We start from the raw sequence: 13325 nt of genomic DNA, 5'->3' as shown, positions 1-13325 counted from the left end.
CATGTCAGTTCTCCTCTCTTTGCGTTCCCTGCTGGTGGTAGACCGCGTGCCAGACGCGGTTGCGGATGGCCGTGAATTCCGACGACAGCCGGATATCCTCGGTTCTCGGATAGGGCAGGTCGACCGGAATGATCTCCTTCAGCCGCCCGGGCCGGGCGGCCATGACGACCACACGGTTGGCGAGATAGACTGCTTCGTCGACGTCATGCGTGATGAACATCACTGTGCGGCGCTCGCGCCGCCAGGTGTCCAGCAACTGGTCCTGGAGCTGCACGCGCGTCAGCGCGTCAAGCGCGCCGAACGGCTCGTCCATCAGGAGCACCGACGGGTCGACGGCATAGGCGCGGGCGATGGCGCAGCGCTGCTTCATGCCGCCCGACAATGTCTTCGGCAGCGCATCGGCGAAATCGCCAAGCCCGACCAGGTTGATGAAGTAGCCCGCCTTCTCGCGCCGCTCGGGCGCCGGAATGCCCTTGATGCGCAGGCCGAACTCGACGTTCTGGCGCACCGTCAGCCAGGGAAACAGAGCATACTGCTGGAAGATCATGCCACGCTCGGGGCCGGGGCCTTCAACCGCCTTGCCGCCCACCCGTACCTCGCCCTCGCTCGGCGCCAGCAGGCCGGCGGCGATGTTGAGCGCGGTGGACTTGCCACAGCCGGACGGTCCGACCACGGTGACGAATTCGCCATCGGCGACGTCGAGCGAGAAGCGGTCCAGCGCGACGAAGGAATTGTGTCCGAGGTCGAAGCGGCGTGTGACGTTCCTGAATACGATCTTCGGCAGCATCACACGCGCTCCTGCCAGACGGTCAGCCGGCGCTCGATGGCGAGAAGCAGCCGGTCCATGCCGAGGCCGAGCACGCCGATGGTGATGAGGCTGACGAAGATGGTGGCGAGGTCGTAGTAGAGCTGCGCCTGCTGCATGCGGTAGCCCAGCCCCGTCTGCGCCGCGATCAGTTCGGCCGCCACCAGTGTCGCCCAGGCGGAGCCGAGGCCGATGCGCACGCCGACCAGGATGAAGGGCGTGGAGGCGGGGATGATGACGCGCAGGAAGATGGTCAGGTCCTTGGCGCCGAGCACGCGGGCGGCGTTGATCATGGTCTTGTCGACGCTGATGACGCCCTGGTAGGTCGCCACCACGCTGGCTAGGAAGGAGGCGAGGAAGATGACGAAGATCTTCGGTGTCTCGTCGATGCCCATCGTCACGATCGCCAGTGGAATGATGGCGAGCGGCGGGATCATTCGGAAGAACTGCAAATAGGGTTCGATCAGCGCGCGGGCGACCTTGTACCAGCCCATGACGAAGCCGATCGGCACGGCGAGGATGACGCCGAGTAGAAAACCCGTCAGCACGCGCGCCAGCGAAGACAGAATGTCGGTGGCGAGCTGTCCGCTGGCGATCAGGTCGATGAACTTGCGCGCTACGTCGGGGGGCGGCGGCAGGCCGACCACGCCGCTGGCTGTCAGTACCCACCAGCCGGCCACGCCGGCGACAAGGCCGACGAGATTGAGCGCGAGGCTGGAAAAGTCGGCGCTCTGACCCTTACCGTCTTCCCCGAGCGGCTTCGCTGCCCTTGCCGAAGCGCTCATCTGGGAACTCCCGAATAGAAGAGATGGTCGAGCGCTGCCGCAGCGCCGCCGATGGCGCCGGCACCCGCCTCAAGGCTCGATCGCTCGAAGCGCAAGGCATCGCGCATCGGCGGCAGCACGCGCGGCGGGACGTTGCGGCGAATGGCGTCGACAAAACTGTCCGGCGCCTCTGCGAGATGGCCGCCGAAGACGATCAGGTCGGGATTTAGCAGGTTGGTCGCGCTGGCGATCGCCGTCGTCAGGTGGCGCACTGCCGCGTCCCAGACTTCCGGATAATGCTCGACCGCCGCGAGCAGGTTCTTCGGATGCGGCTTGTCGATATGCGCGGCGCGCGACAGCGCCCGCTCGGACAGGAACGTCTCCAGGCAGCCGATGCTGCCGCAGGTGCAGCGTTCGCCGTGTTCCACCACCTGGATATGGCCGAGTTCGACAGCGCCGTGCCCGCCAGGACGGAACGGCATGCCGTGGACCACCAGGCCGGCGCCCAGCCCGGTGCGCAGATAGATGTAGAGCAAGGCATCAGCGTCGCGGCCGATACCGTAGCGCGATTCCGCCAGCGCCATGGCGCTGACATTGTGCTCGACCACGACCGGCATGCCGAGCGCGGCCTCCAATTCGTCCGCGAACGGCACGTCTTTCCAGTCGTAATTGATCGACTGGAGATTGCGTCGCCGTTCGGTATCGACCGGCCCCGGTACGCCGAGCCCGAGGCCGAGCAGGCGGGAACGTGCAATGCCGGTCTTGCCGATCAGTCCCTGGACCGTCTTGACAACCCTTCCGATCACCACCTTCGGCTCGGTGCTGTCCGTATCGAAATGCAGCGACGCCATCGTCTTCGGCGCGGCCTTCAGGTCTGTGATGGTGGCGTGGATGGTGCCGGCGCCGAGATGCACGCCGACGACGAACTGCGATTCCGGCACCAGCGCGACGCTGATGGCGGGCCGCCCGACCGCCGCTCCGGCGCCGACATTCTGGCTCAGCTCGGTCACCGAGCCGTCCTTCAGGAGCTGGGCCGTCAGATGGGTCAGCGCGGTGGGCGATAGCGCGGTGCGTCGCGCCAGCTCGGCCCGCGATTGCGGGCCGTCGTCACGCAGGATGCGCAGGATGGCACCGTGATGAATACCCATTTCCCCTCCTATTACTTTATAATCTTTATAAATTAATTCTGATGTCAAGGGCACCGCAATTTTGATTGCATCGACCAGCTTTTAATTGGGTCCGCCAGGATTCCGGATCGTTGATCTATCAGGGTGGCCAAACGACAGGTCAGGGATGCACAAGCTCAAGGCGACAGCCACTCTGCGTACGCCGGCGCAATCCGACGTCTGCTAGTCGCGATCTGAAATTAGAAACTGCATGTCGGAACAGCAGTTCGGAGACGCTGAAGATTTTTTCCAGATGCGGGTAGGCCGAGGTGATGAAGGTTTCGACGCCGCTCTCCTGATGCTCGCGGATGCGGGCGGCTAAATTCTCGGCGCTGCCGACGAGGGCCGTGCCTGCGCCGCCGCGCATCAGGCCAAGCCCAGCCCAGAGGTTCGGAGCCACACCAGCTTGTCCCGGCGTCCCTCATGGAGAGCCGATATACGCTTCTGGCCGACGGATTCGGAAACCTGGGGGAATTGGTGCTGGGCTTCGGCGATAACGTCATCCGCCACACGGCTTATCAAGCGATCCGCCGCCGCGATGTCGGTCTCCCACGCGACCCGAGAGAGCCTTCAAATCGCAAAAATTGCAGTTTGAAGCGGATCCTGTAGTCGACAAGCTATATGTCCATCTATTGCCCTCCGCCTCAATGCGGATTCACAAAATGCTTTTCATGCGCACAAAATCATGAAACAGTGCGTGCAGACAGGGTAGATCGCATGCGCAAGACGGCCGGTCATGGCAGAAATCTTTCCTATTACGACTTCGGTCACACGACCGTTTACGCATCCCGTTTCGACCAGCGCTTCCCCTATTGCGCATACGTGCCGTCGGACTACAGCGAGGATGACGACAAGGCCTACAACCTCGCGGTGATCGTGCACGGCACCGAGCGCGGCATGCTCGCCTACCGCGATGCGTTCGCCGATTTCGGCGAGGCAAACGACACGATCGTGCTGTGCCCGCTGTTCCCTGCCAACATCTGCTTTCCAGGCGACCTGTCGTCCTACAAGATGCTGCGCGCCGGCGACCTCCACTACGATGCCGTACTGCTCGACATGGTCGAGGAGATGCGCGAGCGCTACCGCATACGCGACGACCGCGTGCTGATGTACGGCTTCTCCGGCGGCGGCCATTTCACCCACCGCTTTCTCTACCTGCATCCCGAACGGCTGCTCGCCGCGTCGATCGGTGCACCGGGCGTCGTGACGCTCCTCGACTTCGATCAGGATTTCTGGGTCGGCGTGCGCGACTTCGAAGCCGTCTTCGGCAAGGCGATCGATCTCGACGCCATGCGCAAGGTCGCGGTCCAGATGGTCATCGGCGGCGACGACAAGGAGACATGGGAAATCACCATCACGCCTAACGACGCGTGGTGGATGCCAGGCGCTGATCTCGCCGGCGCCAACCGCAACGACCGCATAAGGTCGCTCAAGAAAAGTCTCGAGAGGAACGGAATTGCAGCAAGGCTGGATATGGTCGAGGGCATTGCCCACGACGACCGCCTGCTGATTGCAAAGGTCAAGGAATTTTTCGCGGAAACGCTGGCAACGGTCCGCACGCCAGCTTGATTTTCGGACCGACGGACGAACCCGGGAGACGTTCATGAAGTGGAAGTGCATTCTGGCCCTGACCGCGCTGTGGCTTGGACTTGCCTCGACGTATCCCGCCGCGGCGCAAACGCCTGGTGGTACGCTGACGATCCGCATCAATGCCGACATCCGCGGCACGGATGGCCTCAACCGCGACGCCAACACCGATACGGTCCTGCACACGATCTTCGAGACCCTTGTCGCCTATCGCGACGATCTCAGCATCGGACCGTTGCTGGCCCAGTCCTGGACCGTCTCGGACGATGGCAGGACCTATACGTTCAAGCTGCGCGACGACGCCACCTTCCACAATGGCGACAAGGTTACCTCCGCCGACGTCAAGTGGAACTGGGATCGCCGGGTGAAGGCCGGCAAGGACTGGTTCTGCAACCCATATTTCGATGGCTCGCAAGGACTCAAGGTCGAATCCGTCGACACGCCGGACGACCAGACGGTCGTCTTCAAGATCAACGAGCCGAACGCTCTGTTCCTGGCGCAACTCGCCAACATCCAATGCAACGGCTGGATCGCCAGTCCTAAGAACGTTGACAAGGACGGCAAGTGGAACCCCGATCTCGCGATCGGCACCGGGCCGTTCAAGCTGAGGGACTGGACCAAGGGACAATCGATCACGCTCGAGCGCTATGCTGACTACAAACCTCTCAGCGAGAAGATGAGCGGCTATGCGGGCGACCGTAGCGCTTATGTCGATGAAGTGAAATTCGTCGTTATTCCCGATACTTCGGCGGCGGAAACGGCGCTTTACGCGAAGCAGATCGATGTCTTGCCGGGCTTCGAGGCGAGTCGTGTCGACGAGGCCAAGCAGCGCGGTATGACAGTTCTGTCCACACCGGGCCTGTCGTGGACGCCGCTGCTCATCCAGACCAGGGACCTGCTCCTGAAAAACGTGAAGATGCGGCAGGCGATCGCGCACGCGATCGATTTTTCGCAGATCGCGCAGGTGCGCACGAACGGGCTCTCGCTCTTCAATCCGTCCGGTGTGGCGCAGGCCAGCGCTTATTTCGACGACAGCTTCCTCACCTGGCCGAAATACGATCCCGAAGCGACGAAGAAGCTGCTGGCCGAGGCCGGTTACAAGGGGGAGCCGATCACCATCCAGACCAATTCGCGCTATCAGGGAATGTACGACAACAGCGTGATGGTCCAGGCTATGCTAGCCGCCGCCGGCATCAACGCGAAACTTGAAACGCTCGATTGGGCGACGCAGCTCGACAACTATCTGGCCGGCAAATTCCAGATGCAGTCGTTCGGTTATTCTGCCCGCCTCGATCCGTCGCTGCTTTACGGCATCCTGCTCGGCGACAAGGATGAGGTCCCGACGGTCCAGTGGGAGAACGACAAGGCGCTCGATTTCGTGCGGCAATCGACCAAGGTCACCGATCCGGCCAAGCGCAAGGACCTGTTCAAGCAGATCCATGCGCTGATGGCAGAGGACGTTCCGATCCTCGGCCTCTATTATGAGCCTGTGATCGACGCGGTGACGCCGGACGTGACCGGCTACAATGTCTGGGCCGGCGACAAGACCCGCGCCTGGGGTGTGCACAAGGATAAATAGGGCGCCTCCGCTTCCAACCGAAAAGGCGGGCGAGTTGATCGCTCGCCCTTTTCATTGGATGATCGGGCTTCGGGCAACTCGATGCGGTCGCCGATTGTGATCAGCGTTATCCGCCCGATCGCGCACAGAACCCCGAGGCAACCACCGCCGTGTCTGGCGATATTCTGCAGGACGGCAGGCTCGAACCGGAGTTCAGCCCTGTGCGAGGGCGGCGAAAGCACACCCGGCACAGGCCTCGGTGATCGAATGACAGTCCTGCCCCTGCGCGCCTGCGTTCGATCCGTTGCTTTCCGCCAAATCCTCGACACTCGGCTTGATTTCGATCACGAGGTCGGGCCGGAAGTGGCGCGGCACGATCTGGCTCGCATCGGGGACACCCCCGGCCAGCGTGCGTATTGATGCGGCCGTCAGTAGATGGATGTTGGCGCGCTGACAGCGTGCGCGACGCCTTCCGGGCTTTCTTTGCCGAACGGCACATGTGGCCTGAGCGAAATCAGGAATTCCATGAAACGGCCGATCGCAGCCGGCAGCCAGGCGCCGTCACCCACGCGGATCTGCGGCGCACTGCCATGGTAGCACGCGGCCACGTTCGGCAGCGGTCACCAACGTTGATTTTTTCCCGTGCGGCGATCTCGTCGCCATCATCCGCGACGACATCCCAGAGACGGTCACCCTGGACGCCACCGCTTTCCAGATGCGCCTTGGCGAACCGCTCATCGCCGACGGAACTGACCGGGTGGTGTCACAGTTCCGCGACGCGGCCAAGTGTCATGCGCTTGCCCTTTCCGTGCTCATCACCTGGCGAAACCACGTTCTTACAGGATCGAGCATCAGCCTGCCGTCATGCGCGGCAGCCGGCACGATGTCCTGATGTACGGCGATGCCATGCGCCTCGAAGCTCTCCCGCAGCGCGGCTATGCCATGCGCCTCGAAGCTCTCCCGCAGCGCGGCTATGCGCTGAATCCGGTTTGTCTCTGCAAGGCGCTCGGCGCCGTCCATCCAGAGTGCATCGCCCGGCTGCAGCCGGATTTCCCAGGTCTCGGTGTCCTGCGCGCCGACGACCATGTGGACGTGGACGCGGCGCATGACGTCGAGATCGATGTTTTTCTGGAACACGGCGTTGAAATTGCGCACGCCGACCCAATAGTCATGCTCGAAGTCCAGCAGCGTGACGATGCCGGGCGCACCGATCGAGACGCCGAGCAGGCGTTCCGGGTGCAGGTAGAGGAACCGATGCGCGAAATGGCCGCCGCCGGAAAAGCCGTGCAGCAAGAAACGGTTGGACCGAAGCCGGTAGCGCTCCGCCACTTCGTCGACCATGTCGAGCAGCACCAGATCGTAGGAGATGCCGCCGCGCCGCATGAACTTGTAGCTGGACAACTCTTTCGGCTCGGTCATACCGGCGGCGAAGAGCGGGGCGAGGATGATCGTGCGGGTGTCTTCGGCGAAGGCTGCGAAATCGTTGCGATAGGCCTCGGCCCAGCGCGCCGTCCCATGCACGACGATGGCGAGGGCGTACGTATCGGAACCGGTTTCGTCATAGCCCTTTGGAACATAGAGGCAGTAGGACAGGCGCGGGTCCATCCGGCTGGCGAAATAGGGTGTCGCGCCCCTGTCGTAGAAGCCGAGCTTTTGCGGCATACCGCCTTCGATAAGTTGCTTCGGTGCCCAGGTCATATCGGTGCCGTCTATTCGCTGCCGGCGAACGTGCGGTCGAGCAGCATGGCCGCCGCCAAGAGCCGCTTGGTATAGGGATGCTGCGGGCGGTCGAAGATGTCGTCGCGCGAGCCTTGCTCGACGATGCGGCCGTTTTCCATCACCGCGACCCGGTCGGCGACCTGCTCGACCGCGCCGAGGTCGTGCGAGACGAAAAGGCAGGCAAAGCCGTAGCGCTCCTGCAGGCCGCGGAGCAGTTCCAGAATCTGCTTCTGCACCGTCATGTCGAGCGCGGAGACCGGCTCGTCGGCGACGACAAAGGCCGGTCGGGAAACGATCGCGCGGGCGATGGCGACGCGCTGGCGCTGCCCGCCCGAAAGCTGGTGCGGATAGCGCTGTATGAACTCGAGCGGCAAGCCAACCTGCGTAAAGACTTCGGCGACGCGCTCGTTGCGTGTCTTCCGGTCGGTCGAGGCGTCGAGTTTCAGCGGTTCGCCAACAATGCTTCCAACGCGCTGGCGTGGATCGAGCGAGGAATAGGGATCCTGGAAGATGATCTGCATGTCGCGGCTTTGGGTGCGCGTCGCCGCGTTGATCGAACCCGCCAGTTCCTTGCCATGAAAGCGGATCGTACCGCCGCTCGGCTTGACCAGACCGATGATGGTGCGGCCGAGCGTCGTCTTGCCCGAGCCGGATGCACCGACCAAAGCCAGGATTTCGCCTTGGCTGACGCTCAGAGCGACGCCTGAAACGGCGCGCTTGCCGGGACTGGTGCCGAACAGCCGCTGATGTCCGGGATAGTCGACGACGATGTCTTTGAGCTCAAGCAATGGCGTGCGCACAACCGCCTTTTGACTGGCGCCGTCCTTACGGCGCGGCAGCGCATCAACAAGGCGTTTCGTATAGTCGTGCTTCGGTGCATGGAGGACTTCACGGGCGAGGCCGGTTTCGACTGCCTTGCCCTTGTACATGACGATGACGTCCCGAACGTAGTGCGACACCATGCCGAGATCATGACTGATGAGCACGACGCCGGTGCCGTTTTCCCGCGTGAGTTCGGCCATCAGGTCGAGAACGTCGCGCTGGATGAGCGTGTCCAGTGCGGTGGTCGGTTCGTCGGCGATCAGAAGCTGCGGCTTCAGGAGCATGACCGACGCCAACATGATGCGCTGGCGCATGCCGCCGGAGAATTCATGAGGATAGGCCGCGAGGCAGCGCTCGGGATCGTCGATCCGGATGCGCTTCAGCATCGCGACGCAGTGGTCGCGGATTTCGTTGCGACCGAGATTGCGGTGATGCAGCAGCAGCCCTTCCGCCATTTGGTCACCGACGGTCATCGACGGATTGAGCGAGACCATCGGCTCCTGGAAGACCATGCCGATGCGTAGGCCGCGGACTTTCTGCATCGCCTGCGGAGAGAGCGATGTGAGTTCGCTTCCGTCGAGCCTAATGCTGCTGCCCGGCGCGATGCTCAGCGCGGGAGGCAGCAGGCCCAGTATGGCGCGCGCTGCCATGGTCTTGCCGGAACCGGATTCGCCGACCAGCGCCAGCATGCCGCCCTTCGACAGATCGAAGCTCAAGCCATCGACGACCTTGGTACCGGCCGGTCCGATCTTGACGGACAGGTTCTCGACCGCAAGCAGCGGCGCGTCGCCGGCTCGAAGCCCCGTCACGACGACACCTGCATCTTCGGATCCAGCCAGTCGCGCACCGCGTCGCCCAGCATATTCACGCCGAGCAGCGTGACCGCGATGCAAAGGCCGGGCAGGACGATCAGATGCGGCGCCTGGCCGATATAGGGCCGGGCGGTGGACAGCATGTTGCCCCAACTCGGCGAGGGCGGTGGTACGCCGAGGCCGAGGAAGCTCAGCGCGCTCTCGGCCAGGATGATCCAGCCGAACATGGTTGTGGCGAGAACGATGATCGGCGCGACGCAATTGGGCAGCACATGCCTGGCCATTGTGACGATCTCGCTGTTACCTATGGCGCGCGACGCTTCCACGAACTCGCGCTCCCTGATCGAGAGCACGGCTCCGCGCACCACGCGGGCGACCACAGGAGCGTAGGCCAGCCCCAGGGCGACGATGATGCCGTTCCGGCTGGCGCCGAACACAGCCATGAAGCCGAGCGCCAGGAGCAGGCCGGGAAAAGCGAGCAGCGCGTCGTTGAAGACCATGATGATGCGGTCCGTCCAGCCGCGCAGGAAGCCGGCGGCGACGCCGAGGACGGTTCCAAGCACGATCGCGAAGACGACGGTGGAGAAGGCGATCCAGGCGCTGGTGCGGGCGCCGTAAATAAGCCGGGAAAGGACATCCCGGCCGAATTCATCCGCGCCGAGATAATGGGTTGCCGAAGGCCCTTGCAGCCGAGAAACGAGATCGAGCTTCAGCGGATCGTAAAAGACAAGCCATGGCCCGACGACCGCGACTGCACACAAGAACAGGACGATGACACCGCCAAGGAGCGCGTTGAAGCGCAGTTTGGGAATGCCAAGCGCATGTACGATCATGCCGTCACTCTCGGGTCCAGGAACGGGTAGACGAGATCGACCAGCAGGTTGACCACGACATATATGAAGGCGATAAACAGCATGCAGCCCTGCACGACGGGATAGTCGCGCGCATAGATCGAATCGATCAGCAGCCGGCCGAGTCCCGGGATCGTGAAGACCGTTTCGATGACGGCGATGTTCGCCAGCAGGCTTCCCAGGACGAGGCCGATCAGCGTCCAGGTCGGGGCGAAGGCGTTCTTGAAGGCGTGGCGCCACATGACGGCCCGCTCCGACAATCCCTTTGCGCGGGCATGCGTGATGTAGTCCAGCCGGGCGACCTCGATAGTGCTGGCGCGCGCCATGCGGGCGATCGGCCCGGTCTCGACCAGCACGAGCGTCACTACGGGCAGGATGATATAGACGAGCGCACCGGTGAAGTCCGTGCTGAAAGGCACGTATCCGATCACGGGCACCCAGCCGAGCCACAAGCCGAAGATCAGCAGTAGCATCAGGCCGAGCCAGAAACTCGGTATGGACAGGAATATCGTCGAGGTCGCGACCACGGTTATGTCCGCGATTTTGTCCTGGCGCCAAGCCGCGAGCATGCCGGACGGAACCGCGATCAGCGTAGCCAAGAAGACGGCCGTGAGCACGATCGTCGCGGAGACCGAGAAGCGATCGAGGATAAGAGGCAGAACCGCTTCCTTGGAGACGATCGAATGGCCGAAATCGCCCGTCAACACGTCGCCTATCCAGTAGAAGTACTGCACCACCAGCGGCTGATCGAGCCCCATCTGCCGCCGCAACTCCTCGACCTGGCCGGGCTGGGCGAGGTCGCCCAGCATGAGCATCGCCGGGTCGCCAGGGACCATCCGCATCAACAGGAAGACCGTCACCGAGACGATGAGAAGCGTGGGAACGGCCGATGCAAGCCTGATCAGGATGAAGCGGCCCATCGGCTCTTCCTGTCGCTGACGGGTTGAGTGGATGCCTTGTCGATTCTTTCCAGGACGCTGTCGTCGAGGGCGAGTTCGTAGCGCGTGAACGTACGATTGAGGGCCGGCAGCGGTGCAAGCTCCATGTAACCTGCGGCGGGTTCGCAGATGACCATCGCCACCGTGGCCGAGAGATTGCCGCCTTCCTTCCTGACTGGCGGCCGGCATACGGCGAAAGGTGAGGCGAAATCATCGAAGAGCGCGTCCTTCAAATCTTCGGTGACGATGTCCCCCGTCCTTGCCATAAGATGCTGACGCACCCGCCAGTCGCGATAGAGGCTGTCCGGCACGCTGGCCAGGCCGGTTTCTTTCAATTTGCTCAGCGCGACAGGGCTCAACCAGTGATTGGAATGCACGATCGTCCCGTCCTGCGGGTAGATAAGGAACGCTTCGTCGGGCGCGCATTCCAGGTTGACTGCGAAGCCTTCCGCGGTGCTCACCATCATGTTGTTCGACCCGGATTTCGGGGTAGTGGCGACGACGCGCAGCGCGTGGGCGAAATGGGCCGCTTCGAGGGCGCGACGCCGGATGAAGGGCAGGGGGATGCCGAGGTTCTTGTAATCGCGATCCGATTCCAGATAGTTCGCGGTGATCGCGATGCCGGCCGAATTGTAGCCGCTCCGCGCTAGCGCGCCAGCTTCGGTGAATGTCAGCACATCCGGTGCGTCATCGCGGCGAATGCGCAGCACGACGGAGGTCTCAGCGCACTCGGCTTTCCAGTCCCAGTTCTGGCCATGAATCAATCGTCCCGCCTTGGTTGCCGCAGGCATGATCGCCGCACCGGTGCAACCGTCCGGATCGTCATCTTCCGCCAAGCCCTTTTCTCGGTGCGCAAGCTGCAGCACTTCCGTGCGCGCATTGACCAGGACGATCGAGGCCAGGCTTACGTCGGCGCCGGCGGCTATACCTTCCATCTCCTCGACCAGATCCGAGGCCCATTCGCGGATTCTAGGGAGGAAGACGCCGACCAGGCGCTCGACGCCGTCCGCCGCGAAGCCGAGGCGGCCGAGCTGCTCCTCATAGTGTCCGAAAGAGTGCCGGATGCGGTCGCGCGCCTGCTCACCGTAGAGTTCGCCGCGACTGCGGGACGAACCGTGCACTTCAATCAGTGGAAATGGGGTAATCGTCATGCGAGGCCTGGAAACAATCTTCGGAAAAGATATATGATAGATGCACTTTGTTTAAATGAAAAGCAGAAATTTCGGATGCTTGCAGCTTTCCGATTTCCCAAACCCGGAGCCTGCGCTATCCAGCAAGGACGCGAACTGGGAGCGACTGGATGAAGAGCGTGGATTTGGAGGCCAAGAGTGCCCTCCAACTCGATCTTGCCCGTCGCATTCTTGAGCGCATGCGCGATCTCGGCTGGGATGCCGGCACCCGCATATCGGTGCCGGAAATGGCGCGCGGTTTCGGGGTGTCGCGCTCTCCGGTCGCCGCTGCGCTGGCTTTGCTTGCGGCGCAGGGTATCGTCGAGCCGACCAGCACGCGCGGCTTACAGGTGGCCAGGCGACTCACCGATCTTGATTTCAGGGCGGTATTGCCGCAGTCGCCCCTGGAGGAGCTTCATCGCCGGATGATGCGCGAGCGTTCGGCCGGCGAGCTCGCGCAGGAAGTTTCCGAGGCGGAATTGCTGGCGCGCTATGGAGTACCGCGTGGCGTCATCCGCAAACTCCTGATGCGGTTCGCTGCCGAAGGACTGGCCCACAGGCTGCCCGGCAACGGCTGGCGCTTCGTCGACACTCTGGTGGGCCAGCAAGCTTACAATGAAAGCTACGAATTTCGCATGGTGATCGAGTGCGCCGCGCTCCGCTCGCCGACGTTCAAGGCCGATCTGGACCGGTTCGCCCAGATCAGGCGCGCGCATGAACGCATCCGCAACGCCGCCGCTGCGACCGCTTTCGACGGTGACGACTGGTTCAGCGTCAATGCATCCTTCCATGAAGGGCTTGCCGCCTGTTCAGGAAACCGCTTCCTTGCAGAGGCCGTGCGCCAGCAAAACAACCTGCGGCGCATGCAAGAATCGTCGGCCTTTGTGGATCTCCCCGTCGAACGTGTCGAGCAATCGTGTCGCGAGCACATTGCCATTCTCGATGCCGTGGAGGCAGGAGAGATGCACTGGGCGGAAGACCTTTTGCGCCGACATCTAAAACAGGCCTCCGAATTCCGGCTGCCAGGATAGCGTAGGCGTGGCCCGATTCTTCGAATGTTCCAGACGCCGACCGGCCATCGTCATACCTTGGATTCCTCCCAGACCGCCCCGCGTAGGTCAGGTGCCGGCGCAG

13 protein-coding genes and 1 pseudogene are annotated in these 13325 nt (G+C 62.9%); 3 read left to right on the top strand and 11 right to left on the bottom strand.

The window, feature by feature from the left end; genetic code table 11:
- Positions 1-4 precede the first annotated feature (4 nt).
- From FGU64_RS10050 to FGU64_RS23275, 4 genes and pseudogenes are all read right to left on the bottom strand, one after another.
- A complete protein-coding gene (locus FGU64_RS10050) occupies positions 5-787 on the bottom strand; it encodes an ABC transporter ATP-binding protein (protein WP_139953107.1) in 783 nt (260 codons plus the stop codon).
- Entirely contained in the window at positions 787-1590 is an 804-nt protein-coding gene (locus tag FGU64_RS10045) for an ABC transporter permease (RefSeq protein ID WP_139953105.1), read from the bottom strand. The genes FGU64_RS10050 and FGU64_RS10045 overlap by 1 nt, the downstream gene beginning before the upstream one ends.
- Positions 1587-2717: an ROK family transcriptional regulator gene (locus tag FGU64_RS10040; RefSeq protein ID WP_139953103.1), complete on the bottom strand. Its 1131-nt coding sequence runs from the start codon at positions 2715-2717 to the stop codon at positions 1587-1589. Before FGU64_RS10040 ends, FGU64_RS10045 begins: the two co-directional genes overlap by 4 nt.
- A 139-nt stretch (positions 2718-2856) precedes the next feature.
- A pseudogene (locus FGU64_RS23275) lies at positions 2857-3272 on the bottom strand (hypothetical protein); the annotation flags it as partial.
- Between the two features lie 180 nt (positions 3273-3452).
- Between FGU64_RS23275 and FGU64_RS10030 the strand changes: the two are divergent.
- Together FGU64_RS10030 and FGU64_RS10025 are read left to right on the top strand one after the other, a co-directional pair.
- Entirely contained in the window at positions 3453-4304 is an 852-nt protein-coding gene (locus FGU64_RS10030; protein ID WP_139953101.1) for an alpha/beta hydrolase, read from the top strand.
- A gap of 34 nt (positions 4305-4338) precedes the next feature.
- The gene (locus tag FGU64_RS10025) at positions 4339-5901 is read left to right on the top strand and encodes an ABC transporter substrate-binding protein (protein ID WP_139953099.1); all 1563 of its coding nucleotides are present in this window, start codon (positions 4339-4341) and stop codon (positions 5899-5901) included.
- 192 nt (positions 5902-6093) lie between these two features.
- Here FGU64_RS10025 and FGU64_RS23270 read toward each other — a convergent pair whose 3' ends face one another.
- The 7 genes from FGU64_RS23270 to FGU64_RS09995 form a co-directional block, all read right to left on the bottom strand.
- The gene (locus FGU64_RS23270) at positions 6094-6255 is read right to left on the bottom strand and encodes a hypothetical protein (protein WP_180375676.1); all 162 of its coding nucleotides are present in this window, start codon (positions 6253-6255) and stop codon (positions 6094-6096) included.
- A 53-nt stretch (positions 6256-6308) separates the two neighbouring features.
- Positions 6309-6449, bottom strand: coding sequence for a hypothetical protein (locus FGU64_RS23265; RefSeq protein WP_180375675.1), 141 nt, complete (start codon positions 6447-6449; stop codon positions 6309-6311).
- A gap of 220 nt (positions 6450-6669) precedes the next feature.
- Positions 6670-7578 (bottom strand): alpha/beta hydrolase, encoded by a 909-nt coding sequence (locus FGU64_RS10015; protein WP_139953097.1) that lies wholly within the window; start codon positions 7576-7578, stop codon positions 6670-6672.
- An 11-nt stretch (positions 7579-7589) separates the two neighbouring features.
- Positions 7590-9230 (bottom strand): ABC transporter ATP-binding protein, encoded by a 1641-nt coding sequence (locus tag FGU64_RS10010; RefSeq protein WP_139953095.1) that lies wholly within the window; start codon positions 9228-9230, stop codon positions 7590-7592.
- On the bottom strand, positions 9227-10045 hold the full coding sequence (locus tag FGU64_RS10005) for an ABC transporter permease (RefSeq protein WP_210239072.1): 819 nt from the start codon (positions 10043-10045) through the stop codon (positions 9227-9229). Before FGU64_RS10005 ends, FGU64_RS10010 begins: the two co-directional genes overlap by 4 nt.
- A 17-nt stretch (positions 10046-10062) precedes the next feature.
- The gene (locus FGU64_RS10000; RefSeq protein ID WP_139953091.1) at positions 10063-11004 is read right to left on the bottom strand and encodes an ABC transporter permease; all 942 of its coding nucleotides are present in this window, start codon (positions 11002-11004) and stop codon (positions 10063-10065) included.
- Positions 10986-12173: a C45 family peptidase gene (locus tag FGU64_RS09995; protein WP_139953089.1), complete on the bottom strand. Its 1188-nt coding sequence runs from the start codon at positions 12171-12173 to the stop codon at positions 10986-10988. Before FGU64_RS09995 ends, FGU64_RS10000 begins: the two co-directional genes overlap by 19 nt.
- 149 nt (positions 12174-12322) lie before the next feature.
- On the opposite strand from FGU64_RS09995, the gene FGU64_RS09990 reads away from it, so the two are divergent.
- Positions 12323-13222 (top strand): GntR family transcriptional regulator, encoded by a 900-nt coding sequence (locus FGU64_RS09990; protein WP_139953087.1) that lies wholly within the window; start codon positions 12323-12325, stop codon positions 13220-13222.
- Positions 13223-13325 lie beyond the last annotated feature (103 nt).

This window comes from Mesorhizobium sp. 8 (assembly GCF_006351905.1).
GTDB lineage: Bacteria > Pseudomonadota > Alphaproteobacteria > Rhizobiales > Rhizobiaceae > Mesorhizobium > Mesorhizobium composti.
This window is presented reverse-complemented; position numbering and strand designations above follow the sequence as displayed.

Bases quoted from the DNA above. Each gene is read 5' to 3' on its own strand.
- FGU64_RS10045 (WP_139953105.1), bottom strand. From the start codon at position 1,590: ATGAGCGCTTCGGCAAGGGCAGCGAAGCCGCTCGGGGAAGACGGTAAG.
- FGU64_RS10040 (WP_139953103.1), bottom strand. From the start codon at position 2,717: ATGGGTATTCATCACGGTGCCATCCTGCGCATCCTGCGTGACGACGGC.
- FGU64_RS10000 (WP_139953091.1), bottom strand. From the start codon at position 11,004: ATGGGCCGCTTCATCCTGATCAGGCTTGCATCGGCCGTTCCCACGCTT.
- FGU64_RS10015 (WP_139953097.1), bottom strand. From the start codon at position 7,578: ATGACCTGGGCACCGAAGCAACTTATCGAAGGCGGTATGCCGCAAAAG.
- FGU64_RS09990 (WP_139953087.1), top strand. From the start codon at position 12,323: ATGAAGAGCGTGGATTTGGAGGCCAAGAGTGCCCTCCAACTCGATCTT.
- FGU64_RS10025 (WP_139953099.1), top strand. From the start codon at position 4,339: ATGAAGTGGAAGTGCATTCTGGCCCTGACCGCGCTGTGGCTTGGACTT.
- FGU64_RS10030 (WP_139953101.1), top strand. From the start codon at position 3,453: ATGCGCAAGACGGCCGGTCATGGCAGAAATCTTTCCTATTACGACTTC.
- FGU64_RS10050 (WP_139953107.1), bottom strand. From the start codon at position 787: ATGCTGCCGAAGATCGTATTCAGGAACGTCACACGCCGCTTCGACCTC.
- FGU64_RS09995 (WP_139953089.1), bottom strand. From the start codon at position 12,173: ATGACGATTACCCCATTTCCACTGATTGAAGTGCACGGTTCGTCCCGC.